21 protein-coding genes, 1 tRNA gene and 6 pseudogenes are annotated in these 26,096 nt (G+C 41.7%); 15 read left to right on the forward strand and 13 right to left on the reverse strand.

The window, feature by feature from the left end:
* Positions 1–45: 45 nt before the first annotated feature.
* Complete coding sequence (locus V7K49_RS05235) at positions 46–1,038, reverse strand: alpha/beta hydrolase family esterase (protein ID WP_335204767.1); 993 nt, start codon at positions 1,036–1,038, stop codon at positions 46–48.
* A 537-nt stretch (positions 1,039–1,575) separates the two neighbouring features.
* Here V7K49_RS05235 and V7K49_RS05240 point away from each other — a divergent pair.
* Both V7K49_RS05240 and V7K49_RS05245 read left to right on the forward strand, forming a co-directional pair.
* A pseudogene (locus V7K49_RS05240) lies at positions 1,576–2,763 on the forward strand (DUF2252 domain-containing protein).
* Positions 2,764–2,862: 99 nt separating this feature from the next.
* Positions 2,863–3,504: a phosphatase PAP2 family protein gene (locus tag V7K49_RS05245; RefSeq protein WP_335204768.1), complete on the forward strand. Its 642-nt coding sequence runs from the start codon at positions 2,863–2,865 to the stop codon at positions 3,502–3,504.
* Between the two features lie 210 nt (positions 3,505–3,714).
* On the opposite strand, the gene V7K49_RS05250 is transcribed toward V7K49_RS05245, so the two are convergent.
* Both V7K49_RS05250 and V7K49_RS05255 read right to left on the reverse strand, forming a co-directional pair.
* Positions 3,715–4,581: a M48 family metallopeptidase gene (locus V7K49_RS05250; RefSeq protein ID WP_335204769.1), complete on the reverse strand. Its 867-nt coding sequence runs from the start codon at positions 4,579–4,581 to the stop codon at positions 3,715–3,717.
* A gap of 407 nt (positions 4,582–4,988) precedes the next feature.
* Positions 4,989–6,101 (reverse strand): phospholipase D-like domain-containing protein, encoded by a 1,113-nt coding sequence (locus V7K49_RS05255; RefSeq protein ID WP_335204770.1) that lies wholly within the window; start codon positions 6,099–6,101, stop codon positions 4,989–4,991.
* Positions 6,102–6,644: 543 nt separating this feature from the next.
* Here V7K49_RS05255 and V7K49_RS05260 point away from each other — a divergent pair.
* The 3 genes and pseudogenes from V7K49_RS05260 to V7K49_RS05270 form a co-directional block, all read left to right on the forward strand.
* The gene (locus V7K49_RS05260; RefSeq protein ID WP_335204771.1) at positions 6,645–6,863 is read left to right on the forward strand and encodes a hypothetical protein; all 219 of its coding nucleotides are present in this window, start codon (positions 6,645–6,647) and stop codon (positions 6,861–6,863) included.
* A gap of 170 nt (positions 6,864–7,033) precedes the next feature.
* Complete coding sequence (locus V7K49_RS05265; RefSeq protein WP_334872554.1) at positions 7,034–7,354, forward strand: phospholipase D-like domain-containing protein; 321 nt, start codon at positions 7,034–7,036, stop codon at positions 7,352–7,354.
* A gap of 82 nt (positions 7,355–7,436) precedes the next feature.
* Positions 7,437–7,700: pseudogene (locus V7K49_RS05270) on the forward strand (transposase); the annotation flags it as partial.
* Between the two features lie 169 nt (positions 7,701–7,869).
* Here the strand turns inward: V7K49_RS05270 and V7K49_RS05275 are convergent.
* The 7 genes and pseudogenes from V7K49_RS05275 to V7K49_RS05305 form a co-directional block, all read right to left on the reverse strand.
* On the reverse strand, positions 7,870–8,127 hold the full coding sequence (locus tag V7K49_RS05275) for a hypothetical protein (protein WP_335204772.1): 258 nt from the start codon (positions 8,125–8,127) through the stop codon (positions 7,870–7,872).
* 387 nt (positions 8,128–8,514) lie between these two features.
* Positions 8,515–9,150: a hypothetical protein gene (locus tag V7K49_RS05280; protein ID WP_335204773.1), complete on the reverse strand. Its 636-nt coding sequence runs from the start codon at positions 9,148–9,150 to the stop codon at positions 8,515–8,517.
* A gap of 43 nt (positions 9,151–9,193) precedes the next feature.
* The gene (locus tag V7K49_RS05285; RefSeq protein WP_335204774.1) at positions 9,194–10,348 is read right to left on the reverse strand and encodes an Arm DNA-binding domain-containing protein; all 1,155 of its coding nucleotides are present in this window, start codon (positions 10,346–10,348) and stop codon (positions 9,194–9,196) included.
* A 187-nt stretch (positions 10,349–10,535) separates the two neighbouring features.
* A tRNA-Phe gene (locus tag V7K49_RS05290) sits at positions 10,536–10,608 on the reverse strand.
* 74 nt (positions 10,609–10,682) lie between these two features.
* Positions 10,683–11,015 (reverse strand): annotated as a pseudogene (locus V7K49_RS05295) (metal ABC transporter permease); the annotation flags it as partial.
* Between the two features lie 93 nt (positions 11,016–11,108).
* Positions 11,109–11,309, reverse strand: a complete 201-nt coding sequence (locus tag V7K49_RS34530) for an ATP-binding cassette domain-containing protein (RefSeq protein ID WP_442948639.1) — start codon at positions 11,307–11,309, stop codon at positions 11,109–11,111.
* 9 nt (positions 11,310–11,318) lie between these two features.
* Positions 11,319–11,604 (reverse strand): annotated as a pseudogene (locus V7K49_RS05305) (metal ABC transporter solute-binding protein, Zn/Mn family); the annotation flags it as partial.
* A gap of 281 nt (positions 11,605–11,885) precedes the next feature.
* Here V7K49_RS05305 and V7K49_RS05310 point away from each other — a divergent pair.
* The gene (locus V7K49_RS05310; RefSeq protein ID WP_335204775.1) at positions 11,886–13,505 is read left to right on the forward strand and encodes an iron uptake porin; all 1,620 of its coding nucleotides are present in this window, start codon (positions 11,886–11,888) and stop codon (positions 13,503–13,505) included.
* Between the two features lie 152 nt (positions 13,506–13,657).
* Here V7K49_RS05310 and V7K49_RS05315 read toward each other — a convergent pair whose 3' ends face one another.
* The gene (locus tag V7K49_RS05315; protein WP_335204776.1) at positions 13,658–14,344 is read right to left on the reverse strand and encodes an Npun_F0296 family exosortase-dependent surface protein; all 687 of its coding nucleotides are present in this window, start codon (positions 14,342–14,344) and stop codon (positions 13,658–13,660) included.
* Between the two features lie 220 nt (positions 14,345–14,564).
* On the opposite strand from V7K49_RS05315, the pseudogene V7K49_RS05320 reads away from it, so the two are divergent.
* A pseudogene (locus V7K49_RS05320) lies at positions 14,565–14,843 on the forward strand (carbohydrate porin); the annotation flags it as partial.
* A gap of 365 nt (positions 14,844–15,208) precedes the next feature.
* Here the strand turns inward: V7K49_RS05320 and V7K49_RS05325 are convergent.
* Both V7K49_RS05325 and V7K49_RS05335 read right to left on the reverse strand, forming a co-directional pair.
* Positions 15,209–15,742, reverse strand: a pseudogene (locus V7K49_RS05325) (DUF6745 domain-containing protein); the annotation flags it as partial.
* Between the two features lie 481 nt (positions 15,743–16,223).
* Positions 16,224–16,517 carry a hypothetical protein gene (locus V7K49_RS05335; protein WP_334872541.1) on the reverse strand — a complete coding sequence of 98 codons (294 nt, stop codon included), beginning with the start codon at positions 16,515–16,517 and terminating at the stop codon, positions 16,224–16,226.
* Positions 16,518–16,979: 462 nt separating this feature from the next.
* Here V7K49_RS05335 and topA point away from each other — a divergent pair, with 462 nt between their 5' ends.
* From topA to V7K49_RS05370, 8 genes are all read left to right on the forward strand, one after another.
* Positions 16,980–19,631 (forward strand): type I DNA topoisomerase, encoded by a 2,652-nt coding sequence (topA, locus tag V7K49_RS05340; protein ID WP_335204778.1) that lies wholly within the window; start codon positions 16,980–16,982, stop codon positions 19,629–19,631.
* 258 nt (positions 19,632–19,889) lie between these two features.
* A complete protein-coding gene (locus tag V7K49_RS05345; RefSeq protein WP_273767644.1) occupies positions 19,890–20,030 on the forward strand; it encodes a hypothetical protein in 141 nt (46 codons plus the stop codon).
* Positions 20,031–20,037: 7 nt separating this feature from the next.
* Positions 20,038–20,505 carry a type II 3-dehydroquinate dehydratase gene (gene aroQ, locus V7K49_RS05350; protein WP_335204779.1) on the forward strand — a complete coding sequence of 156 codons (468 nt, stop codon included), beginning with the start codon at positions 20,038–20,040 and terminating at the stop codon, positions 20,503–20,505.
* Positions 20,506–20,931: 426 nt separating this feature from the next.
* Positions 20,932–21,873 (forward strand): ADP-ribosylglycohydrolase family protein, encoded by a 942-nt coding sequence (locus tag V7K49_RS05355; protein ID WP_335204780.1) that lies wholly within the window; start codon positions 20,932–20,934, stop codon positions 21,871–21,873.
* Between the two features lie 594 nt (positions 21,874–22,467).
* A complete protein-coding gene (locus V7K49_RS05360; protein WP_335204781.1) occupies positions 22,468–25,203 on the forward strand; it encodes an HD family phosphohydrolase in 2,736 nt (911 codons plus the stop codon).
* A gap of 83 nt (positions 25,204–25,286) precedes the next feature.
* A complete protein-coding gene (locus tag V7K49_RS05365) occupies positions 25,287–25,511 on the forward strand; it encodes a toxin-antitoxin system HicB family antitoxin (protein WP_335204782.1) in 225 nt (74 codons plus the stop codon).
* 101 nt (positions 25,512–25,612) lie between these two features.
* On the forward strand, positions 25,613–25,789 hold the full coding sequence (locus tag V7K49_RS34535; protein WP_442946547.1) for a DUF6888 family protein: 177 nt from the start codon (positions 25,613–25,615) through the stop codon (positions 25,787–25,789).
* Complete coding sequence (locus tag V7K49_RS05370) at positions 25,789–26,013, forward strand: DUF6887 family protein (protein ID WP_335204783.1); 225 nt, start codon at positions 25,789–25,791, stop codon at positions 26,011–26,013. Before V7K49_RS34535 ends, V7K49_RS05370 begins: the two co-directional genes overlap by 1 nt.
* Positions 26,014–26,096 lie beyond the last annotated feature (83 nt).

The following is a 26,096-nucleotide window of genomic DNA, read 5'->3' on the forward strand; positions in this document are numbered from 1 at the left end:
ATCGCTAATACCGTGCTGTGCGTATAGGATCAGCTGTTTAGGAGATTATCTTTTAGCTTTTTTAATAGTTAGTGCTTTGGAAGTACTCAAACTGTGGTGTTGAAAAAAGCTCCAAATTGCCTTACTGGCATTAAAACCAAGCTGAATATTGACCTGCTTTAATTTCGTATCAGTTGAAGCACCACCAGGCCAGAAATGCCCACCATTGACTACAGCGAACTGCAAGACTTCTGAACCGTTTCTACAACCCGAGTAACGAAAAGCTTTGACTTGCAAGTGATTACGAAATTTAGTTGGAGTTAAGTGTTGAAATTGAGATGATGAAGTGCATTGGTCATGCCTTCGCCAAAAATTCGTGGCTTCTGGAATAGAGACAAGTGCCTCTTTTTGAGTAATGGGATCACGATGATAATGTACACTGAAATCGTTTGTACCATTAATCATCATCATTGATATCGAAACCGTCGGATGGCAGCTACGGGCAAATCGAGCAGTTAGAGAGCCAGCTACTGATGCGAAAGCAGCAATTTTATTAGAAAGTTTACAGGCCAAAGCTTGAGTGAGTATCCCACCTTGAGAAAAACCAGTGGCATAGATTTTATGGCTGTTAATATTTCTAATTCCCTCTATATGCCCAATCAATGCTGCGACAAATGAAATATCATCCACTTTTTGTCTGAGATGACCTGTAAAGCTCCATTGATGGTCAAGTCCATTTGGATAAACTGCAATAAACCCGAATGCCTCTGCTAAATTATTGAAGCGAGAGATTTTAGCAATAGAATTACCGCTGCCATTATCTCCATGAAACACTAAAACTAATGACATCGCATGTTTATGATTGTAAGATTTTGGCGTATACATATAGTAGGTACGTAACTTTCCTTGGTTTCTTAGTGTTCCATAATTCTCGCCTCGGAAGATTTTTTCTCTGGGTATACTTTTTGCTTCTACCTGAAGGAAATTAGAGGTAACAGCCAGAGTAGTCGAGAGTAAGCCAAGGAAAATATATTTAGAAAAATCAGATTTATTATACATTGGTCTAAGTAAGTGAAAAAATTTATAAATATCTAACGAAAACTTAAGTAGAAAGATGGGAGTAAAAGTTCATACATTCCTTACTGTAATTTTCTATTTCTCCTCTAGCTTGATGGCTTGTTTTTTAAGAGAGGAATTAGCATGGGCTACGCCTGCACTTTTCTACGAGACGCTCTTTGCGTTCGGCAAAGTGACACAGTGAGCCTGCGTTGCCCTGAGCTTGTCGTAAAGCCTGCGGCATAGCTACGCTTAGGGCGCAGCCCAAGGTAGAGAAGGGTCGAACTGCCTAGTGACCACCGCAGGCATCGCTATTGGGGTAAGCATTAACAGAATTTGACAACTATTTGTGGACATTTTACTGAAAACCTTGGGGCAAGTTAGGAGGTCTAACATTTGCTATAAGCCCAAACAGTAGTGCAAAAGGTGGTAAGAAAGTGCCAACTATTAGGCTTGTCAAAGATCTAGTCCAGTGCATAATGGCATAATCGGAAAGACGAAAGTACCAATTGTTATTTGATAGCATGAAAACCACAAATTATGACAAACAATATAATTGAGAGAATTTATCGCTTTAACGAAGGACGCAACCCAAAACTACTTGAATTAAAATATAAAGCAATGCGTTCTGATGTTTTTACTTTTTATCGCGGCACGTGTCATTTATTTTATGAAGACTTCCCTAGAGATTTGCCATCGAATGTAGCTCCATCCGTATGGGTTTGTGGTGACTTGCACCTGGAAAACTTTGGTAGTTATAAAGGTGATAACCGATTAGTTTACTTTGACATGAATGATTTTGATGAAGCATGTCTTGCACCTTGCACCTGGGATTTGCTCAGGTTTATTAGCAGTACGATAGTTGGCTCTCACGCGCTGAAGGTGAATGAATCAGAAGCATTGCATCTAAGCAATTCTTTTCTTGATGCTTACAGCAATACGTTAGCTAAAGGTATTGCTAGAAATGTAGAAAATAAAACTGCTTTGGGCTTAGTTAAAGATTTATTAAAAAGTTTAAAAACCCGCCTTCGTCAAGATTTTTTAGATAAACACGCAAAGAAAAAGAAAGGTAAGCGGCACTTAATTATTGATAATAAGCATATTATCGAAGCCACAGAGGCAGAATAGCAAAGGATCAGAGAACTCATCTCAACTTGGCAAAAATTTACACAAAAAGATGCGAATTTTTATCAAGTTTTAGATGTGCAACAACGAATCGCTGGTACAGGTAGTTTAGGGTTAGAACGTTATGCAGTTTTGGTAGAAGGTAAAGGTTCTCCTGATGGCAATTATCTATTAGATTTGAAGTTAACAAAAACTGGCTCATTACAACCCTATTTAACACTACCTCAGCCGGATTGGTCTAGTGAATCTGCACGAGTAGTAGCTATCCAAGAACGGGTACAAGGAACGCCACCTGCTCTTTTGGCGATGATAGTTGACGGCAATAAATCTTATGTTTTACGAGAGTTGCAACCAGAAGAAGATCGGGTGAGTCTACAGGCGTGGGATGGAAAGCTAGAACGCTTAAATAAGTTGATGCAGACAATGGGTGAAGTCACAGCGTGGGATCAATTACGCAGTGGTGGTAGACAAGGTTCTGCAATTGCAGATGATTTAATCAAGTTTGCTCACTTATCTGATTGGCGTAATCAAATTCTTGAGTATGCAATCAGCTACTCTAAGCAAGTAGAACTAGATTACCAGGAATTCTGTCAAAAATCGTGAATCTTGCCTAGTCAAGAATTGCTATGTAATTAATTCTGTTTGATTACTTATGCCGCTAGGATTAGAGAAAGATTAATTAATTAATGCAGGAGCAAGTTGATGCGCCTCACCAGAAGCCCGAGGGCACTACTACTTTTACTGCTTGGCGGATTTATTCCCTTACTGATATTTGGGGACTTAGCAGAGGATGTCTGGAAACAAGGTGGATTTCCCTTCGATGTTCCCCTATTATTAGCTATTCACAGCACTGCCCAACCGAAACTAGATGTTTTTGTCTCATACTTGACAAAGCTCGGAGTGTTTTGGGGGGTATTCCCAGCAGCAGCAATGATTTCACTGCTGCTGCTGATTCGACAAAGGTGGCGTGCAATAGAATTCTTACTCACAGCCTCGGTGGGCAGTATAATCATTAATCAGACGGTGAAGCGGTTGCTGCACCGGGCACGTCCTCATCTGTGGGTAACACCTGCTCCAGAATTTGATTATGGCTTTCCGAGTGGTCATGCAATGGCTAGTATGACTTTGGTGGCAGTTTTGATTATTTTGAGTTGGAACAGCCGTTGGCGTTGGTTTGTTGTGATTATAGGAACCCTGTTTGTCTTAATAATTGGTTGGACACGTTTGTATCTAGGAGTCCATTATCCAAGTGATGTATTAGCCGGATGGATGGTGGCATTGGGCTGGACAGTTGGAGTCAGTTTCCTAATCAGCTCACATCCAGTTCGCCGGAGATATCAATAGTAAACAAAGTATGTTCAATCGGGGAGGGGCAACTTATGCAACAGCGAATAGTCCGCACTTCGACAAAGCTCAGTGACCGTCACAGATATCGCTCTACTCAATTGCTTGGAAGTGTTGTCTGTGCTTTAAGTTCTCTTGAAAAGCCAAAGCCGATTCTGTTTTGTCCCTATACTCGAAGCTGCAACTCCAGTTTTGGCTTTTCAAGATAGTCTAACTATTTAACCTGGAACGAATTGTTGCTTTATAATTGGTATTGCCTAGCCCAAGAGAACCATTATTTAAGTGGTTCTCAGTAATCAATTGGTTAAGAGTGCGAATTCGGTCTGGAGTGGCAGGATGAGTACTTAAAAATGCTGGCACTGAGCTAGAGTTAACGAGTTTCTGCATAAAAGCTGGCATTGCACTGGCATCGTAACCGGCTTTTGTAAAAGTGAACAGTCCCTTATGGTCTGCCTCAAACTCATGCTGGCGGCTTCCAGGTAAGTTCAATGCTAATTGAACTCCCAAATTAACGGCAGTGTTTTTGTTCAGCCCCACAGCACTAACAATTCCTGATTCGATGGCTTGCTGCTTCATCTGTTTGATTACATGCCGCGCCGCAATATGTCCCATTTCATGACCAAGGACGCTAGCAAGTTGAGCTTCATTGTCAGCTGCGGCTAGTAAAGCAGTGGTAACATAAACATAGCCACCTGTAGTCGCAAAAGCATTAATTTGTTTGTCCTTGACCACTTGGAAATGGTAAGGAATATTTGGACGCTGACTGTAAGAAACTAGGTGCTGTCCGACTCTGTTCACATATTGAGTAATCACCGAATCATTAATGGGATGGAATTGAGTTTGTAGAATCTGCTGATTCATTTGACGACCTAAGTCAATTTCTTGTCGATCAGAAAGATTGGACAGTTGAATAACTTGGATGCCACCAGAGAACAGGTCAAAGAATGAAGCATTAGCAGGCCATGCAGAAGATGTAGCCCATATCCCAAAAGCTACAATCATCGAAATCATAGGGAATATCCATTGAGAACGGTTGAACCAACGAGTGAAGCAGAATTTTTTATGATCGTTTTTCATCGCAGTTAGCATCTAAGTTAAGGGATTTGAGCAAAGTTAATTCCTTTTATTTCAATCTGGGAGGGCTGCGAAACTCTAGGTTTGACAAATTGATACCTCTTTATTAAGACTATCCTTAACTAAGATGGACGTGAGCACGATCATTAAGGTTGCCGTTTAATTAACCTTTTGTTTAGTATGACTTAAGAGAGTAGCAGATTCAGGCAAAGGGTGAGACTATAGAATGAATTGCGCGATCGCCTGTCTCAAGCAAATTAAATTCTCAATCAAATTGTGGACGAAGAAGGCAGGAATATCTCAATTTTGTCAAGCAGTAGATTCCTGAAGAATTGACCTCAGTGAAAAAAGAATCCGTTTGCCGCCCTGTTGAGTTTATTCAGAAGATAGTGGTCTGGCTGTTGCTGTGACTATACTTTGCTATACTGCGCCAGTAGTTGGTCAATGTAATCGCTATATTGCTCTGCCAAGCTTGGATCATGTAACACAACGATATTTTCAGCATTTTGTGTAGCACTGCGAGAAAAGTTAAAACTGCCACTCACTACAATGTTGTCACATACCACAACCTTATTGTGCATGAAGTTGTGCTTGCTATCTGGTTTATAAGGCTCGGAGTGCTTACCAACGAGATGAGATGATACCTCTTTAAAAGTTTCAGCAACACCAACACTTGCTTCTGTTTTCTGCCAAAGTTTCACCACATGAGACATTTGTGTAGCATCGTACACGCCACTAAAATCTTTGACCTGTTTGTGTCTGAGGGCATCATCAAGTGCAGCGAGAATTGCATGAGAAGTGATCATCATGGAAGCAATCTTGATTCGCTTTTTTGCTGAACCAATCAAGCTAGAAATAATGTGGTCGATAGTCTGACCTTCTCCTGGTGAGAAGGCGAAATCAACTTCTGTAGTAGCAATATAAACTTTACCACTATCCCCAACACCTGTGGTTTTAATATTGCCACTGACCCACAATTCCTGAAAGTCAGTTTCATAGTATGAGCAAAGCTGCGGCGAAGAAATTTGCAATATATTGTTGTCTTGGTAAGTCCAAGCATCGTCTGTGAAATTGGCTGAACCAGTCCACAGAGTTGCTTCGCTGGTATTCACATCTCGAATGACATATTTATTATGCATCAGTTTTGAGCCAGCAATGCTCTCAATTTCAACTTGGGTTCCCTCAAATACAGCTTCTAGGAATGCTTTGGTTCCTTTCGGTGCTGGATCACTGCCACTAGCAATGAAGGGATCAACTGTTTTAGTTTCAGGTTTTCCATGATCAAAGGCGATTCTCACTTTCACACCCGCTTGGGCTTTATTCTTAAGTGCTGTAATTACGGGTTCTGCAAGGGTTGGTTCAGTTAAACGAAAATCATAGATTGCAATGTGCAGATTTGACTTTGCTCTATCAATAAATTCGGCTAATTGCTCTGCAATCTTCTGTGGTTGCCCTTTTTTTCCACCATGATTTACGTCTGTTAAGAAAGTCGGATTAATTGCTGAACTCACTTTTTTCGACATCAGTCAGTTATTTTTAATTATTTGCTTTTACTTTACTTCAGATTGATGAAGTAGTTTGACAAATAAGGGAAGTAAAAATCTTAAATAAATCTGAAGTTTCTCTAAAAAATAGAGAGATTAATATTTGTTTATCATGAGTTTAAGCTAAGTTTAAGTAGAGGAGTATAGCGGATTGATATATTTGGTTCTACCGCTCGCCGCCAGGATATTTACAGGCTGAATGCCTTTATTCAAGCATCTCTACCACATTCATCGCAGGAGAACTAGCACGGTTACAGGGTGAATACATAGATGCATCTATGGCCTATGCGACTGAAGATAATCCCGGGTTGTCTGTACTGCATTTTACTCATCATCCAGTGGGATTCGTAGAATTTCCCATTCGTAGTCAAGATTCACATGGGCCAATTTACACCTAAATAAGTTGCGGTTGCCTCTAGGAAGTAAGTTTTCCAAAGGCAACTGCAATAGAGGATTAATCTTTTGTAATTAAAGGCTGATAATCTCCATGAAATTATCTCATCTTCTATTATTAGTAAGTTTATGCTATCAATTCCAGCTGTTACTACTGTTCAAGAGCAATTGAGAGCGATCGCTCCCCAGTTTGGCTATAATCCTACGGATACAACATATATTAAACAGTTTCGCACCCCTGTGCTAAGTTACTTATCTGCTGAACGATTGCTAATTATTTATGGCAATCGTGGGCTTGATGGTGTAATTGCAGAAATCCGAAAGCTTAATCAAAAAAAGATTATCTAGCGGGAGTGATGTATCTTTCAAATTTAGAAAAGCTTATATACTTCGATGTAAAAAGTAGCTATTCAATTACTGATTTTTTACAAGATGTAAAAAACAAATATACATACTTAATTACTAAAGAAGTAACTCTTCCAAAAGAAAAAATTAAGTTTCCTGGCTTGCAGTATATTATGCTGCATTCTCTTTTATTGAGAGAATTTGCACACACCTTTCGCCGCGATATCTGGACAGGGGAGAGATTACCAGAAGTTTTTTATGATTCGCGATCGCTAGCGGTGGATGTTAAGCAAAAGTCATCTTTGCACGCCAAGTGCATTGTTGTAGATGAGGAATTTGTGCTAATTACATCAGCTAATTTTACAGAAGCCGCCCACGAACGCAATATTGAAGCAGGTGTGTTGCTCACTGACTCAGCAACAGCCCAAGCGTTGCGCTTGCAGTTTGACAGTTTGGTGTCTCACAAAATCCTGCGTCCTATTCCTGGGATTTGATTGTTGTAGCGATCACCTACGGTGGGGTGTAAATCCATCGCACTCAAACTATATCAACCTGAGAAACAACATTTCCTTCACTATCATTTGGGTGGATGGCGGTTTTGAAAGTGAGCCGTTCATGCAGTGGGTGATGAACTTTTATCGGTGGATTGTGCAAGTGGTTCTGCGACCAGAGCAAACCAAGGGCTTTGTATTGCTGAAAAAACGCTGGGTCGTGGAGCGCACTTTTGCTTGGTTGATGGGGTGTCGGCGATTGGTTAGAGATTATGAGTTATTGCCGGAAACATCAGAGACGTTTATCTACCAAGACAAGATCCGGATCATGGTGAGGCGATTGGCATAAAATTTGACCACTCAAAACTTTTCAAACACCCTCTAAGCTCGACTTTATCCAAAATTAAGAACTCGGTTTTCTTTATCCGGCAAAAACCCTGGCTTTTTGGCAAATACTTTTTCCACGTCACAGATTATCGATGAAGTTAAAAAAGTCAAACTAGTGAACCACAAAGGTTTTAGCGATAGCGAGCCTGTTGCAAAAAAAATGGATAAAGTCGAGCTAAGACTCCATCAGCGATCGCTTTTATGGCTGAAGCATCAAGTTGACATTTACCAACTTTAACAATGACTTGAACTTGACTAAATCCTGGTGTAGCAAAACTTCTGAAGTAGGATTTGTCATCACTGGCATTGACACCTGAGTTTTTTAGTGTAGCAACTGAATCGCGTTGTTGCTTTTCTGGTATAAGTTTTTCAAACGGATCTGGTGACATAAGCTTTTACAGTCAAAATTTTTACCGCAATCTTTAGCACTGTTTTCAAAATAATCTCTACCTTGAGACTGTGAGAAAAAATGCAGTTGCATACATAAATATCTCAGTGTCCACCCTACATAGTTATCTATTCAAATAGATAAGTGCTATTGGTAACTCTATATAACTTTTAACTGCATAGAGGGTTTGGTGATCGCCTCCCTATCTCACCACCCTTACCCAGTCCTGACGGTGAAGTTTACAGGTGGAGTTTTTCCCGCACTGTAAATAGCTGATTGTATAGCTGATGAAGTAACCTTGCTGGCAATTCACATCGTCAATCCTGCCCTTGATCCAGTCAATATTACAACTGTCAGGGTGCTTAAATTCGACGCGATCGCCTACTTTCTATTCTGGTTGCGATTGGGACTGGGGTGTCATGACTGCGCCCGTCGTAGCCATAACTACCTGTGTCTTTTTATTAAACGATAGACATTCTATAGACGTAATTATAGACGGGCTATGTATTGTTGGATTGCTTGCTACATCAATACTTTCAAGATTCGATAGACCAAATAGACAGGGGTCGTCTATTGGTTGTCTATTCAATATTGTGGTGTGGGGTGTGTTGTCAGATATTGTATCTGAGTGTTTGAGGTCGTCTATTTTATCTATATTTTGGAAAACGCCTTGTATCACAAGTGTTTCAGGAATAGACACGGTGTCTATAGTTTGTCTATTCTTATCTATTTTGTCTATTGAGTTTTGTAAAGATGTCTTAAACTCAATTTTTGAACCTTCACCCCTGATAATTCCATATCCAAGGTTAGAGGCTTGAATCATCCAATTCCGTGCCTCAACTGCTGATGGACGTTTGGCTCGTGTGGTATTTTTTTGCACATCTGATGCTTTAATCCATCCCTCTTCACCGGCCAACTGATTTCGTTTTGATAACTCGATTACTTTGAGTAGAAGCGGTGCAACACTGTCGCCATCATCAACGAAAGCATGAACCATCCGAACTTGACCAATATAGAACTTCATTAGTGCGATCGCACTACTTGTGAGAAATGCAGGTGAAGTCCTCCTATGAAAGGTCAGGTGGTCTTAAATTTGTAAAGTTAGTAGCACCGTAGTGATTGTCAATTATCTTGGCGGATGTTCCCGTCCATCGCCCAATCGCTGTACTGTTAATATGTGATTCCACACACAAACTGATAAAGGTATGTCGTGTCTGGTAGCTTTTGCGATAGGGAATGCAGGATTTGGCTAACATAGACTTCCATGCACGATTAGAAAAGTTGTGATGGTCGATAAATTTTCCTTTTGGACTGGTAAAAATTAATGCTTCAGCATTAGGTTCTGTAGGCCTAATCTCATCCAAAATCGCTTTTAGTTCCGAATTAATTGGGAAATCTCGCTTTCTTTGTGTTTTAAGTCCCTCTTTTAACACTAAGCCGTCTTCAGAGACAACAACTGATTCCCGGAACTGAACCACATTATTAGTGATGTGTTTCCACTTCAAACCAATTGCCTCAGATGGTCTACATCCTGTAAAGAAAAGGAAGCGGACATAGTGAGTGTAGTGGCTGTAATGGCGATCGCTAGCAAAAGTACGAATAATTAAATCTCTTTCTTCTTTACTGAAAGGATTAACATCTTGTTCTTCAGTAGCACCTTTGGGTGTTTTGATTTTCATCGCAGCAAAAGGGTTCGTGTCAATTAACCCCTCTTCCATTGCCCAATTACAACAAGCTTTGAACTGAATTAGACAACGTTTAGCAGCATCTGGAGTTAAATTGGCTAAAAGATAATCTCGAATAGCGGATGCTTCATCTAGCGATCGCGTTGGTAACTTAGCAATGTGATTCCGATGCTTGGCAAAATCTTTGACGTACGTACTAGGACTAATTTGCGGTTTCTTGAACTCGCTATACCTATCCCAAAGTTCATTTAAATTGGGTTTAGGCTTCTTGATGGGTGTAACGGGTGTAATCGTACTTAAAGCAGATTGAGGTTGGTACTTCTCTAGAGTTAAGTCTAATCGCTCGCAGAGTATATCTTTCTCAATCTCAGAGGCCTTAAGTTCAGCCAATTTACGGTTATTTGGGGTATCTGCTAAACCAGTAGAGATGTAATAACGCTTGCCCCTATATCTGAACCGTAACTGCAATCGCTCATTAGAGTTAAGGATAGAGACAGAACCTTTAGATGCCCGCCCTGTAGGAGTTTTGGAGAACATAGATTTATAAGGTGTAATTACTCCTCTACTCTATCTCTTTTACACCCATTTTACACCCGTTTTTTGTCTAAAGGTATCCAAAAATGTCCAAAATTTATCTCTAATTTAGTACGCTAGCTCTCTATTAGTTAGCACTTAATAAACTGAAAACCTTTGAAACTATTGAGTTTCAAGGGTTTTTATTAAGTGCCAGGAACCGGACTTGAACCGGTGACACGAGGATTTTCAGTCCTCTGCTCTACCAACTGAGCTATCCCGGCTGGGGCTTTTGTGAGCCACGATTAATCAATGTAGCAAACATCAAAGAATATAGCAAGTCTTTGGAGAAAAATATTTATGCAGCTTTCAATCTCAACTTGAACCAGATCAAAACGGCTACAAATAGCAGAAACTGAAGCAAGGTTGAAAATACCTGATCCAATGATGCCAGCAATGCTGCTAATGGAACCAACTATCATCGACATGACTAGAAAGCAGCTAAAGTGGTGACTCATCAGTTTGGCGTAGAGGCGGGAATAGTCAAAAAAGCGTTCACCAGTAAAACGCCAACAGCTTTAATCGCTACAGCAACGGCGAGTGAAAGCAAGACCACAAACACGTAGCGGTACAATTGGACGGGAATACCTTGAACTTGCACTACGTCGGGGTTAAGGGTCAACAAAATTTGCTACTAACAGGTTTTGCAGTCAAAGGGCAATTTCCGGCTGACTAGTACAAACAATGCTTTGGTTAATGCAAAGCACGCGATCGCAATGGCGATTTACCATATAAATATCATGAGAAACTTGCAATACGTCCAACCCTCCTCCCGCTTTAATTCATTTAGCAAAGCGTAAAAATCTGCTGAACCTTGCACATCAACACCAGCAAAGCATTCATCTAGTATCAACAGTTTCTGAGGCATTACGAAACAGTAAGCCAATAAAACCCGCTTAAGTTCACCACCGCTAAGAGTACCAATAGCTTGATACTGTAAATCATAAGCATCGGTTTGCCGTAAAGCTTCTACTTCTGTTCCACCAGTTTCCAGAGAATCCAGAGGACGCAAAGTTAACTTCAAGTCTTTCGAGAGGCTGGTTAAATTTGTTATCTACTCCTGGTTCACTAAATAAAGCTTTAACTTTGTACTTTTTCACAGCATTGACTGCATTTTGCACATCCGTTGGTGAAAGTTAATCCTCGGGAATTTGCACCATAGCAACTTGCTTGAGGTTATAGCGTTTAGCTAAATATGGAAACGCATCATCAAAGGTAATAGCGGATTACCTTTTTCTAAATTGTATTCTATAATGATTCTTATTCTCAAAATGGACAAAGAATATCATTCTGGGTTTCCTGTGTAATGAATGACAACAAAACTTTTTCAGACGGTACAGCCCTCTGCAATTTAATTTTCCCTTAATAATTAGGATTTATTGACTTTTTTTGTTAAAAAGGTTGCTTACTTCTGATAAGATTGCTGACAAATATTCTCATAAAAAACACGTTTAAAAAAATGTGGTTTGGGTGTGAATTGGAGATCAGTGTGAGGAGAAAAATGCAAAAATTCTGTAAATATCTGCTAGTTAGTCCTGCAATCTGCGGTGTAATGCTATTTGTGAATACTGCTACATTTGCAGGTGAAACATCTGGCCCGTCTGAAATCAATCAAGCGCAAGTTTTAGCTAATCCAGACACAAGAGCTACGAACACAGCGCCAGATCAGACAATGGCGCAAGTTACCTCCGTATCTCAATTTTCCGATGTACAACCCACTGATTGGGCATTCCAAGCATTGCAGTCTTTGGTTGAGCGCTATGGCTGTATTGCCGGATACCCAAATAGCACTTATCGCGGTAATCGGGCATTAACACGATATGAGTTTGCTGCTGGTTTGAATGCTTGTCTTGATCGCGTTAACGAACTTATTGCTACAGCTACTGGCGATTTAGTTAACAAACAAGATTTAGCCACATTACAAAAGCTGCAAGAAGATTTTTCAGCAGAACTCGCGACACTCCGAGGTCGTGTAGATGCAGTAGAAGTACGCAGTGCTGAATTGGAGGCGAATCGGTTTTCAACCACAACCAAACTGAATGGGGAAGTAGTAATAGCGATCGCGGATGTCGTAAGTGGAAATACAGTTAATGGTCAAAAAGTCAACCAAAATACTGTCCTTGCAGATCGGGTGCGTCTGAACCTCGATACCAGTTTTACTGGTAAAGATTTACTCAGAACACGACTTCAGGCAACAAACCTAGACCCCTTCTCTCAGACTGCCACCTTTACACCAGAAGGTGACTTCCGATTTGCTGGTGGTAACAACAGTAATGGAGTCGTGATAGACGCACTGTTGTATCAGTTCCCTCTCGGTGATAAAACAGACATTATCCTGGAAGCAAATGCAGGTGCAATTGATGATTTTACTAACACAGTCAATCCGTACTTAGATGGGGACGGTGGTAGCGGTGCCCTGTCCCATTTTGGGACTCGTAACCCAATTTATTATCTAGTCAATGGTACTGGTATAGGAGTCAAACACGAGTTTAGTGACCAGCTGGAACTAAGCTTCGGGTATTTAGCGAATGATGCTGCTAACCCTCAGCTAGGCTCTGGACTGTTCAACGGTGCTTATGGTGCTATGGGGCAGTTAACTGTTAAGCCTAGCAAGCAAATTACCCTTGGTTTGACCTACATTAACGCCTACAAAAATACTTTTTTTGCCAATGGTAGTGGTGGTAGCAATAACGCTAATGACAACATATTGCAGAATGCTTCTAGCAACTCCTACGGTATTGAAGCATCCTTTCAACCTAGCTCAAAATTCGTGATTGGTGGTTGGGCTGGCTTAACCAAAGCTCGCGTCCTTTCAGTTGGTGATGCTGACATCTGGAACTATGCCGTCACACTGGCTTTCCCGGATCTTGGTAAAACAGGTAACATTGCAGGCATTATTGTGGGTATGGAACCTAAAGTTACCAGTGTGAGCAATTCTCTCAGCAATGCAGGTATCAACAAAGATCCAGACACTTCATATCACGTTGAAGGTTTCTATCAATATAAGCTGAGTGATAATATCAGCATCACCCCAGGAGTTGTCTGGCTAACAGGGCCAGATCATAACAATGACAACGATGATATCGTCATTGGTACAGTCAGAACCACATTCACTTTCTAATTTTCACAATGTTAGCTGAAGACGCAAATTAATTCTTTGCGTCTTCGCTTTTTCGGATAATATCAAAATAAAAACCTAGTATTTTTGCTGGGTTTTATATCTTAAAAGGAGAACGACATTGTTAGTTTTTTAAACGGTGTAAATAGATGATCTTAAACTGACTTTAATTTCCGTTTCACAAATGAACCAGCACTCATAACACCAAACGCTAGCAAGCCCAATGTTGTAGTAGGTTCAGGGACATTAGCTACTCTGTAGCTATGGTTATCACTTTCAAATGCAATATCAGTTGAGCTTAAAACTATTTTATCAAAAGTCTCTCCCGGACCTGCGAGGAAATTAACGAAAACATTGTCCTCAGGACTTATCTGATTACCGCTAGCCCTAGTTCCAGGAACTTTGTCGCCAGTAAAGGTATTCAACAGAGTACTGCCGTTAAAAAATGCGATCGAATTATACGTGTCAACTGAACCCCAGTACAAGCCAAAGTAATCAAGTGCTTGCTTAAAATTAATCGTCACAGAACCAGTGCTGCCTATAACGTTGGAGCCTACGGGAGAAATAGTTAAATATTTGCTTTCATCACCAGCCGGTTCAGCATATTGACTAGGTACAGTCCCTTGGACAATTCCATTGGGTGTAGAGTAAGTAGCAAATCCAGTGGTCGGTGCGCCACTTTCAAAATCAACTGTAGTGACTCCAGGAACAGAGGAGAATATCCCTTTTGTAGCAGAAGGTGTGCCTCCTGTATTCAGGGTAATAGCGTTAGCTGGGTTAGCACTCATGAAAACAACTGCTGTTCCAATTAAAGCCAATGATAGTTTTTGCACAGTAGACATTGATTTATTTCCTTAACCATTTGATACCCATACCTTGGCATATCATCCGAGTATTTGTGTAGTAATCAAGAATCATTTTTACCAAAACTATTTATTGAGTCAATAAATCTGAAGATAGCAAAAAGGTATTCAAAATATAGGATATGAAGATAATAGCGGACTAAAATATCTTATATATATATACGTAGATGAATATTAAGCCTGTATTATTATTTGAGCTAACATCTGGAACTCTACCGTCACACTGGCTTTCCCGGATCTTGGTAAAACAGGTAACATTGCAGGCATTATTGTGGGTATGGAACCTAAAGTTACCAGTGTCAGCAATGCTCTCAGCAATGCAGGTATTAACAAAGATCCAGACACTTCATATCACGTTGAAGGTTTCTATCAATTTAAGCTGAGTGACAATATCAGCATTACCCCAGGAGTTATCTGGCTAACAGCGCCAGATCATAACAATCAAAACGATGATATAGGACTCATATCTGATTTTTGAACAAGATTTCAAATAAAAACCTGATAAAACGGGCTTTTCAGTCTCAGTATGTTTTCAGAAATCAAATCGGAGTCCTATATCGTCATTGGTACAGTGAGAACCACATTGATTTTCTAATTTTAAAAATTTCCAAAGAAGATGCAAATTTATCTTTTGCGTCTTTTGTTTTTTGTGTGAACTCAAAAATTAAACCCAGCATTTTTGCTGGGCTTGATATTTCAAAACAATATAGAAATTCCAGGGCTATTTCATTCTCATTTAGCCCGTGAACAGAAGGAAAGGGTAATAATATTACACTTTTTTAGTGTGGTTCTAAATGTGCAAAGTCCCTAAAGCCATTATGTTTGTATAGCAAATTCTTCTGGTTATATTCCCCAATTTACCCAGCAAATTGCCTCACGCGCTGAGTTCATATTCGGTGGAACACGCAAGGCGTGAATAAAGCTTGTGCTAGGGCAAGTCATTTTTAATAAATAAATCGGCTCGATATCCACATTATTATCAATTTTTAATAGTGTATATTCTTGCCAATTATCTAATTCAATAGCTTGTAATTCTTGGCAAATTCGGGCGTAACCAATACCTTGAATTAACACTCGGCGTAATTCGGCGTTTCCCTCTGATAAAAGCCATTGAGATTGCCATTGCTGCGGGTGGATTTTACCGTATTTTTCAGGTAAGGTTACACCGTGGTACGAGTAGAGGCTAAATCCATCGGTAAATTCAATAGCGGGTTCGCCTTCAGCGTGGAGAATATTTTGATTATCGAAGCGCAGGTGAAGGGGGCGATCGCATACTATACAAAATTTTTCAAATGGAGAAATTCAACCACAAAACCTTGATAAAGACTGTAAAGTTTCCTATCTTTTTTTGCTGTAATAATAATTTAATACAGAAACGTAAAAATCCACATGACAACAACGATTTGCCAAACTTTGTAAATTTAACCAGAGACGATCTCCTAAATATATATTGAATTTAGGCTGATTTTGGAATTTATCTTCTAATATATATTCTTGGGGAGTAAAACTTGGTTCAACAATAGTTAATTGTTTAAACATGTGCGTATTTATTTGATCTGAAAATTCTCTATCTTGATTAGTTAGATTTGCAATAATATAGTCGCAAACATTATTATTTAAACTTAGGACGTTTATATTATTAAAATTTAAATTAGGTAACTTTTTAAAAATAATTTTTAAACCAGCATAAGGACTTTCACAAAAAATAATTTCTGGCTGTTGTTTACCGATAGCTGTATATGTAGCTTTAAGAACTTCCACCGCTTTATCTCTATCAATCCGCTCAGTTGAAAGCGCGATCGCTCTCCACTTCTGGCGATAAACTGGAATTAAAGCCTCTTCTTCAGGCGTTAACTTTTCAATCAGCGACATAGCGCCAACCTTCAGGCTCGTATTCCCGCTGAATTTTCACCATCCAATCACCTTGGGGAATAGAAATAGCTTTATGCTCCTCATGAGCTAGCAATGCCGACTCTGAAAACACACGCAAATAGACTGTGCTATCTTTTTCGTATAATTCTGCGTTTCCCTCAGTAATGCGATGTTTATGCCCGGTAACTTCGCCTTCTGCCAAAGTTAAGTGAGGTATTTTTTGTCCTTCAATTTGCTGCACAGGCAGTAAGATTACATCACCTTGACGAATCGGTTGCATGGTTTTGCTTTCCTGACATGGGTACAAACCCCACTTCGCTTTTGCTCTCAAGTTTGGTTTAATTTTGGCACAAGCTTTATGAAAGTGGGCATTGGGCATTGGGGAGAATGAAAAATTTTATATCTTTCGCCTCTGCTGTTTGCTCCCTTGCTTCCCCATGCCCCATGCCCCATTCCCCAATTGACGTATTACACTTCTTGCAGGGTATTTTGAAAACTGTAGTCGCCAATTATGCGTTAGATAAGTTAAAGATTGAAATAGCTGGAAATTCACACCCAGCGTTACCCTCCCCTATCCTCTGAGAAAGACTGGGCCCTAAGTTCAGCGCATTTTCTCCCAAGCAGGCAGTTTATGTGAGGATTAAATCACCGCCCTAAGCGCGACCTTTTATCTTGACAATTTGCAAAAATTACCTCAATTTGACTGTTTAGCTTAGCAGCTATTCTTTTTATTGAAATTTCCATGTCAACTCTCGTCATCGTCGAATCTCCAACCAAAGCTCGTACCATTCGCAACTACCTGCCATCAGGCTATCGGGTGGAGGCGTCTATGGGTCATGTGCGTGACCTCCCCCAGTCGGCTAGTGAAATTCCCGCTGCCGTCAAAGGGGAAACATGGGCGCAGCTAGGGGTAAATGTGGACGCCGACTTTGAACCGGTATATGTTGTCCCGAAAGACAAAAAGAAAATTGTCACCCAGCTCAAAGAAGCCCTCAAAGATGTAGATGAACTGATTCTGGCAACGGATGAAGACCGGGAAGGTGAAAGCATTAGTTGGCATTTATACCAATTGCTCAAGCCGAAAGTTCCGACTAAGCGGATGGTATTTCACGAAATTACCCAAGACGCGATCAAAAAAGCTCTGAAAAACTGCCGCAATATCGATGAGCAGTTGGTTCGCGCCCAAGAAACGCGGCGGATTTTGGATCGACTGGTGGGCTATACCTTGTCTCCACTCCTATGGAAAAAAATCGCCTGGGGATTATCTGCTGGGCGAGTGCAATCTGTAGCCGTGCGACTTTTAGTCACAAGGGAACGCCAACGCCGTGCTTTCCATGAAGGTACGTACTGGGATTTGAAAGCCAGTTTGTCAAAGGAAAAAACCCCCTTTGGTGCCCAGTTGGTCACATTGGGAGCAAGCAAAATAGCTAACGGCAGCGATTTTGACGCAACGACTGGACAAATTACCGCAGGTCGCAATGTCTTGTTGCTAAACGTTGACCAAGCGGTAGCCCTCAAGGAACGCCTGACTGGGAAAACCTGGAATGTTGCCGACATCGAAGAACGCCCAGTGACGCGCAAACCGTCGCCACCGTTCACCACCTCGACGTTGCAACAAGAATCTAACCGGAAACTGCGCCTCTCAGCCCGTGACACGATGCGGGTTGCCCAGAATTTGTACGAGCAGGGGTATATTACCTATATGCGGACAGATTCGGTGCATTTGTCAGATCAGGCGATCGCAGCTGCTCGTAGTTGTGTAGAAAAGCTCTACGGTCAACAATACCTCAGTCCCCAACCTCGGCAATACACTACCAAATCCAAAGGCGCACAAGAGGCGCATGAAGCAATTCGTCCAGCAGGTAGCACCTTCCGCACCCCCCAAGAAACTGCTTTGGGCGGTCGAGAACTTGCCGTTTATGATTTGATTTGGAAGCGGACTGTCGCCTGTCAAATGGCTGATTCCCGCCAAACTCAAATTACCGTGCAATTGCAAGTTGAGGACGCTGGATTCCGTTCTTCTGGCAAACGGATTGAATTTCCTGGATACTTACGTGCCTACGTCGAAGGTTCAGACGACCCAGAAGCAGCACTGGAAGACCAGGAAGTAATTTTGCCGAATCTGAAAGTGGGAGATCATCCGAATTGTACAGATTTAGAAGCAGTTGGTCATGAAACCCAACCACCAGCTAGGTACACCGAAGCTACTTTGGTGAAAACCTTGGAAAGCGAAGGTATCGGTCGTCCCAGTACCTACGCCAGCATCATTGGCACGATTATCGACAAAGGTTATGCCCAATTGGTGAGTAACGCTCTCATTCCTACCTTCACCGCTTTCGCCGTCACCGACTTGCTGGAAAAACATTTCCCGGACATCGTTGATCCCAGTTTTACCTCGAAAATGGAGCAAACCCTCGATGACATTGCCACAGGTGAAGCGAAATGGCTACCCTACTTGCAGCAATTCTATCTGGGAGAAAAAGGGCTGGAAACCCTGGTAAAAGAACGGGAAAGTCAAATTGATCCCACCAAAGCTAGGACTGTAGAACTGGAGAATCTAGATGCCAAAGTCCGCATTGGTAAATATGGCCCCTACATTGAAGTCGAAAATGGTGAGGGGGTTATCACCGCCTCAATTCCCAAAGACCTGACACCAGCAGACCTCGACCCCAAACAGGTAGAAGTATTGCTGCGTCAAAAAACCACAGGCCCTGACCAGGTAGGTCGGCATCCCGAAACTGGCGAACCGATTTATGTGAAAATTGGTGCTTATGGACCCTATGTCCAATTAGGTGATAAAACCGACGAAAACCCCAAACCGAAACAAGCCTCCCTACTCAAAGGTGTCACCCCGGAAACCGTTACCCTGGAAATGGCTGTTGGTCTGTTGGCATTACCCCGGACATTGGGAGTTCATCCAGGCACTGGCGGCAAAATCCAAGCAAGTTTGGGACGCTTTGGCCCTTATGTCGTTCATGACCAGGGTAAAGAGGGGAAAGACTACCGCTCCCTGAAAGCTACTGATAATGTATTGACAATTAACCTAGAACGTGCAGTGGAATTATTATCCGAACCAAAAAAGGGGCGCAGTTCCACCAACAGTAAGTCCAAGGCCGCCTTACGCGAATTGGGTACACATCCAGAGGATGGGGAAACAATTAACATCTACGATGGCCCCTATGGTCCTTACATCAAGCATGGCAAAACTAATGTAAGTATCCCAGAAGGTCAATCGGTAGAAGATGTAACCCTAGCTGCGGCGCTGAACTTATTGGCAGCTAAGGCATCGACAGCGAAATCGACTCGCAAAACGAGTAAATCAACGAGTTCCAAATCTAAGTCAACTGCTAAGTCATCAACGACTGCTGCGAAAAAAAAGAGTACAGAAGGTTAATTGCAAGTCAAGAGTCCAAAGTCTGATCCTTAACTCTTGACCCTTGATATTTATCCTTAATAGGATGCAGTTCGGTAGGTTGCAAGTGTGATACTCTAAAAAGTAAGGGAGAACACAACGCCAAATTTTAGAAGTGGCTTATGTCCCAAATACGGGATTGTGGATCAGCCCGGTTGGAAGCCAGAGGTGCGAAAATATGCCATTTTCTGCTTACCTGTTAATCAAAAATTGAGGTAGTATCTCAGGAGCGGTCAGTTCATGGACTATATAGAAAAGGTAGTGGAAAAGCTTAAGGAATTAGCACGTAGGCTAATTGAGAGCCTGTTAGGACCAGAGGCTGAACCGGAACCGGAACTGATTCCGATTCCTGTGAACGATCGCTCGCGTCGTCGCCACTAGCCCGAAAGTGCTGAACTCGACTTTACAACCCTTAAGCATTCTGGCACTGCATGGGCCAAACTTGAATTTGCTAGGACAGCGAGAACCAGGAATTTATGGTTCTCTGACATTAGCTCAAATTAACCGCCTGTTAGAAGAAGAAGGATTCAAGTTACAGGCGAAAGTTTTTCCTGTGCAGTCAAATCATGAAGGAATTTTGGTAGATACTATTCATGGGGCATTAGGACAACATCAGGGAATTTTGATTAATGCAGGGGCATATACCCATACAAGTGTGGCATTGCGAGATGCGATCGCTGCTGTTAATTTGCCCACAGTAGAAGTACATCTGAGTAATATTTACCGCCGGGAAGGTTTTCGCCATCATTCGTACATCGCTCCAGTAGCAATCGGGCAAATAAGTGGTTTTGGCGGACAAAGTTACTTGTTAGGCTTACAAGCTTTGGTGAATTTTTTAAGAAAAGATGAAGGATGAATCAGTTACAAGTAGCTAGGCGTAAATAAATTAAAGTTTGTAGTGAGTTAGCGCGGTCTTCTCTGTTGGCGTTAGCCTGCCTCAATGTGAGAAGTGGGGGACTGACAAAAAATAAATTATCCAAAATTATTTGTCCATTTGTAGGGGCGCAAGGCCTTGTGCCCCTACGATGGGATGTTTTTTAACTGGAAGTCCCCGGAGCCACTGCGGTCTTCTCCTAAGGGGAGACGATGCCTGTTGGAGTCAGACGCTCCGACATCGCTCTAAGCGTTCGCGCAGCGTCTCGTTGGCGGAGCCTCTCGTAGAGAAGAGAAGCCATGCCGCAGGCTTTACGCTGCGCTACCCTATTGATGCCTACCTACTTAGAGTTTAGACTTTGGATTAAATTCTTCAATCTAAAATCTAAAATCCAAAATCCAAAACTGTATGCGTTATTCTCCTATAAGTCGGTTTAGAGGTACTTTACTCGGAGCATTCCTGGGGGAAAGTTTAGCCACTGGTGGTAAAATCAAGTCTCAGAGTTACCTGGATTTGGGCAGAATGGCGGTTTTGGGTACTGAGAGTTTGATTGCGTTGGGTAGATTAGATTTAGATGATTGGATCGGGCGTCAGCAACAAGAATCTCTTCATTTAGCAGCAACTGATGACATCTCGATAAAAATAATTCTTGCGACACTACCAGTAACACTTTTTTTTCACGAAAATCCAATTAAGCTCCGACAAAACTTGCTGCATGTACTCAAAATCTGGGAGGATGACCCAGTAGTAAGGGATGGAACACTAGCAGTAGGATATGCGATATCTCTTGCCTTAACTGAAAAACTCAACCCCCTAACCCTCATCCCGCAAATAATTTCTTTTCTCGGAGAAACACCGACATCAATACCAAAAAAATTATTAAGAGTTCAAAATTTATTAGAGCAAGGGGCTGGATTGTCAAGGGCACAAGCTGAGTTTGCTAGAGAAGAAGAGCTAAGTAACACTATTGCTATGGCATTTTACTGCTTTTTGAGTACCTTGGAAGACTTTCGGCTTGCAGTTTTGCGGGCTACTCACAATGGCAATTTCAAAGTGGAAGATGCAACGCCTCTAAGCTCACAGGCTATAAGTGCAATTACTGGTGCTTTATCAGGAGCATATAACGGTACAGGTGGAATCCCCGTAAATTGGCAAGTCTTGCTTTTGCAGAGGAATTCCTCGGTAGGGGGACTAACTAGCTTTTCCCAAATGTTAAAATTAATCGATACGTTTGTGGCGGTGTGGTCAGGAGTGTATAGTCTTGCCCTGCATCCAAGCGAGTTAACAGAGGAGGGATCTGAGGCTTTGCTTGCAGTTTACGCAGCTCCTCGCGTTATTCGGTCGCGTTAATCCTAATTTTCACCGAACAACAGTGCGGATGCCAAACGCTGAAGACTACACAATCTAGCCAATAACTAAAAAACTTACTAGTACAGCTTGGCAAAAATCCAGCTACCATCTCAAACAAAACTTGGGTCTTAAGGTTCTTGTTAAAGGTAAGTAAGTGGGCAAGAATAAATAAAACTATGTTACGCAATGTAAAATTAATTAAATTAGCTTGTAGTAAGGCCTTCAGCCTTTAAAATAGGTCTGGAGCTGCTTATTACAAACCTCTAATTATTCACGCCCACTTACTTAGGCAAACTGACGCCACAATGTACTAGTACGCCACGGCGTAAATAGAGCAACCATTTAAAATCCCTAAAAAGCCCATTCCATAATACTTTTGACTTTTGACTTTTGACTTTTGACTTCCGCCTTGCGGTACTAGTCTTATATACTAGAATTTTTCAGCAAACCTTCGGACTGATTCTGTAGGTAGCTATTGTGGTAAATCGGCAACAAAAAAGCCCCCGCTACCGTAGTTGCAGCAGCCGCAGATAAAACTTCCCTGATGATTGTCTTATTTTGAGCTATCAAAGTCAGCAATTGCAGGCAGAGATAATGAAAATCCAGCAATTTTTGCAGTTCTTAACCCAGCAATTGACTCACTGGCGGCGACAGTACAAAGGACTACGCCGTAAAGGAAAGTTAATGAGAAGTCCCAAAAGCAAAAGCCATAGAAGGGAACTTCTAAAGACTATTCTTAAGAATGTAATCTTATTTTTATCAAAAACCAATGACAAAAGCGTAGGTGTAGCCCGCCGTAGGCATCGCCAAAAACAAGAAACAGCGCTCAAGTTAAAGGCAAAATCGGTCAAAACTAAGAGTAGCATTTATACAGTCTGTTTAAATTGGGTGCATGAACAGCGTTTCTTGGTGATTTTAGCGATCGCTGTACTGTCCCTCACAGGCGTTATTGGCCATAAATTATACAACCAGACTCAACTCCAAGTAGGAAATCCCGCGCCCCAAACGATTAGAGCACCTTACACAGCTAGCATTGAAGATCAGAAAAAAACAGAAGCCGAGCGCAAAGCCGTTAGTAAAAGTTCCTTACAAATGTTGATGGTTGATGCACGAATGAATCAACAAATCAACGAAAATTTGCAACAACTTCTAGATGATGGCTATGAAATTCGCACCATTGCTGGAGCTTTTCCTTTTTTTGATCCTGTAGTTTTGTCCATCTCTACCCAGCGTTATCTTCGCTCTTGTCCTAACCCGGAATGGCAAGCACTGCTAATAGCTGTAGAAAATAGTAAAAATCAGCAGAAGAAAGGAACAGGACGAACCGCCGCCTCCCGTTCATCATCTATAGCTGCACCTAATCAGGAACGTCAGCCGCGCACAATACCCAAATCTGATTCTCAGAATCCAGAAAAGACAGAGCCAGTTGATTTTTCTCAAAACACTGACTTTACTCAAGCAGTAGCAGAACTAGAATCTTACCGTGTCACAACTTCTGAGAAAAACTTGTCTTTACTGATTGCCCAAATTTCCCAAGCACGCCAAAGATACATCCAAGCCACTGCCAAACTTTTAAAATTAGAGACTGTTACCCCAGAAGTAGTATACGAGGAGTCCCTGCTTTTGGATTTGTCAGATGTAGAGTGGGAAAAAACACAAATGGGAATCCATCAGAGTGCAAAGCGGATTCTCACCCAAGGCATCCCACAAGGACTGCCAAAAAATATCTTAGAGGATGCGGTGAGTTTACAATTGCAGACCTCTGTACCAGAATCCGCTGAAACTTTAGCAAAGAAGCTGTTGTTAGCTGTACTCAAGCCGAATTTGCAAGAAGATGAAGAACAAACGAGACAAAACGCTCAAAAGGCTGCTGCTGGGGTGCCACCCGTGATGGTGAAGATCCGGCATGGTGAGGTGATTGTCAAAAAAGGAGAGCAGATTACTGCATGGAACTTTGAGGTGTTGGAGCATTATCACCTGGTTCGCCGGGAGGTAATATGGCGGGAATTGGTGAAGTTAGCAGGCGTGATTGCGATCGCCATTAGTATTTTTGTCTGGGTAGAACGGCATATTCATTACGAATTGCGACAACGCGATCGCCTGTTGGTGTTATTGCTGACTCTGAGTGTACCAGGTGTGATCACGATCGGATTGCCTTATACAACCTGGAGTGCCCTTGGTTTATTGTTGGGAAGCTTCTACGGCCCCACTTTGAGCTTGACAATTGTCGGACTGCTGTTGCCGATATTAGGCATTAGCTTGGATATGAGCAAGGCTGCGCTTTTAGCTGGTGTTGGGGGAGGAATATTAGGTAGTTACATTGCACAACGATTGCGATCGCGTGAAGAATTAGCATTATTAGGTGTTGCGATCGCTTTAACTCAGGGTGGCATTTATCTGGTTGTTAAAATCTTAATTGGTCAAGCATTTGGTTCAACCTGGTATATCGTCCTCCGAGAAGCCGGATTATTTGCTTTATCCGGTTTAGGCTGGAGTATCGTAGCTTTAGGGTTGAGTCCTTATCTAGAAAAAGTTTTTGATTTAGTCACTCCCATCCGTTTAGCAGAGTTGGCAAATCCTAACCGCCCTTTATTAAAACGACTCGCTACTGATACTCCCGGAACTTTTCAACATACGCTATTTGTGGCTACCCTTGCCGAAGCTGCTGCCAAAGAACTAAGATGCAACGTTGAACTAGTCAGGGCTGGTACATTATACCACGATATTGGCAAAATGCACGACCCCCTTGGCTTTATTGAAAATCAAATGGGGGGGCCGAATAAACACGATACCGAGATTAAAGACCCTTGGAAGAGTGCAGAAATTATCAAAAAGCACGTAACTGAAGGGTTGATGATGGCGCGTAAACACCTTTTGCCTACAGCGATTCAAGCTTTTATTCCAGAGCATCAGGGAACGATGCTGATTGCCTATTTCTATCACCAAGCCCAGCAAATGGCTCAGGAAGATCCAAGTTTAACAGTAGACGACGCAGATTTTCGCTACGATGGCCCAATTCCGCAATCGCGGGAAACCGGAATTGTGATGTTAGCAGATTCTTGCGAAGCAGCGCTGCGATCGCTGCAAGCATCGGCTAAATCTCTGCCAGAGAAGCGATCGCTCAAAGATGTCTCCACCGAACAAGCTTTAGCAATGCTCAATAATATTCTGTGTGCCAAATGGCAAGACAATCAACTCGTAGATTCAGGACTAAAACGGGAAGAAATGTCACAAATTGCTCAGATATTTGTGGATGTTTGGCAGCAATTTCATCACAAACGGATTGCTTATCCTAAGTTGAAGGCTAGTAGTGCTGTGCGGAATTCGTAATTAAAGATTTCCGAAATCCTGAATTGTTATTTCCTAACTTATCAATTTTAAAACCTGAATAAATTATTAGGAGTTAAACAAAAATGGCTACTTTAACTATTCGTTTACCAGACGAAAAACACAACAGATTAAAAGAACTTGCTCAAGCCAAAGGCATAAGTGTCAATAAGCTGATTGAAGAACTTTCCACCATAGCTCTAGCAGAATTTGATGCCAATACCAGATTTAAAGCAATGGCTGCAACTGGCAACGCAGAAGAAGGCTTAAGAATACTGGCTAAACTTGATGCTCTGACAGAATCGAAATAAGAGAGCTTGTAGCGGGATGATGCAAGCAGCCACCTAATTTGCGAGAAAAAGCTTAAAGCAGTTATGGAATAAAATGAAGAGGTGTTGAGTGAGCGCCCTGAATGCCGACTGATGCCCAATTGAGAGGTCTATATCGTCTTAGCTACTGGCTAACGTATATTACGCTTCAACCCATACATCTTGTATGCATAGATGATCGAACTAGCAATCTTTATGTTTTGGCTGGAAGCACTGAGAATCTTGAGTTCCAAATTACGCCGGATGGAGAGGTGTTCTAATGAGTCAAGTCAACTATGCAGCCATGTCTGATGAGGAATTGAGGCAATATTTTCTCCTACATCGTGAGGACAAAATAGCTCTTCGAGCATATCTGGATAGACTTGGCGATCGCCCACGCAATATTATAACAACTGTAGATGATCCTGATTTTGATGCCAAAATCCAAGCAGCAATTCTCAAGCAGATGCAAGCAGCAGGAGGTAATGGTGAGACGGCGGTTTAACAATCTTGGTACGGCAAACAGTGGAAAAAAAACCACAACTGAGCAAAAGTCTTGCGAGATCGTAGTTTAATTTTCCCCAATTG

Origin of the sequence: Nostoc sp. (assembly GCF_036919675.1) — a bacterium.
Classification (GTDB): Bacteria; Cyanobacteriota; Cyanobacteriia; order Cyanobacteriales; family Nostocaceae; genus Nostoc.

Bases quoted from the DNA above. Each gene is read 5' to 3' on its own strand.
- V7K49_RS05315 (WP_335204776.1), bottom strand. From the start codon at position 14,344: ATGTCTACTGTGCAAAAACTATCATTGGCTTTAATTGGAACAGCAGTT.
- V7K49_RS05345 (WP_273767644.1), top strand. From the start codon at position 19,890: ATGGACTATATAGAAAAGGTAGTGGAAAAGCTTAAGGAATTAGCACGT.
- V7K49_RS05280 (WP_335204773.1), bottom strand. From the start codon at position 9,150: ATGAAGTTCTATATTGGTCAAGTTCGGATGGTTCATGCTTTCGTTGAT.
- V7K49_RS05285 (WP_335204774.1), bottom strand. From the start codon at position 10,348: ATGTTCTCCAAAACTCCTACAGGGCGGGCATCTAAAGGTTCTGTCTCT.
- V7K49_RS05355 (WP_335204780.1), top strand. From the start codon at position 20,932: ATGCGTTATTCTCCTATAAGTCGGTTTAGAGGTACTTTACTCGGAGCA.
- V7K49_RS05365 (WP_335204782.1), top strand. From the start codon at position 25,287: ATGGCTACTTTAACTATTCGTTTACCAGACGAAAAACACAACAGATTA.
- V7K49_RS05245 (WP_335204768.1), top strand. From the start codon at position 2,863: ATGCGCCTCACCAGAAGCCCGAGGGCACTACTACTTTTACTGCTTGGC.
- V7K49_RS05260 (WP_335204771.1), top strand. From the start codon at position 6,645: ATGCTATCAATTCCAGCTGTTACTACTGTTCAAGAGCAATTGAGAGCG.
- V7K49_RS05235 (WP_335204767.1), bottom strand. From the start codon at position 1,038: ATGTATAATAAATCTGATTTTTCTAAATATATTTTCCTTGGCTTACTC.
- V7K49_RS05360 (WP_335204781.1), top strand. From the start codon at position 22,468: ATGAAAATCCAGCAATTTTTGCAGTTCTTAACCCAGCAATTGACTCAC.
- V7K49_RS05370 (WP_335204783.1), top strand. From the start codon at position 25,789: ATGAGTCAAGTCAACTATGCAGCCATGTCTGATGAGGAATTGAGGCAA.
- topA (WP_335204778.1), top strand. From the start codon at position 16,980: ATGTCAACTCTCGTCATCGTCGAATCTCCAACCAAAGCTCGTACCATT.
- V7K49_RS05275 (WP_335204772.1), bottom strand. From the start codon at position 8,127: ATGTCACCAGATCCGTTTGAAAAACTTATACCAGAAAAGCAACAACGC.
- V7K49_RS05310 (WP_335204775.1), top strand. From the start codon at position 11,886: ATGCAAAAATTCTGTAAATATCTGCTAGTTAGTCCTGCAATCTGCGGT.
- V7K49_RS05250 (WP_335204769.1), bottom strand. From the start codon at position 4,581: ATGAAAAACGATCATAAAAAATTCTGCTTCACTCGTTGGTTCAACCGT.
- V7K49_RS05255 (WP_335204770.1), bottom strand. From the start codon at position 6,101: ATGTCGAAAAAAGTGAGTTCAGCAATTAATCCGACTTTCTTAACAGAC.
- V7K49_RS34535 (WP_442946547.1), top strand. From the start codon at position 25,613: ATGCCGACTGATGCCCAATTGAGAGGTCTATATCGTCTTAGCTACTGG.
- V7K49_RS05265 (WP_334872554.1), top strand. From the start codon at position 7,034: ATGCTGCATTCTCTTTTATTGAGAGAATTTGCACACACCTTTCGCCGC.
- V7K49_RS05335 (WP_334872541.1), bottom strand. From the start codon at position 16,517: ATGCAACCGATTCGTCAAGGTGATGTAATCTTACTGCCTGTGCAGCAA.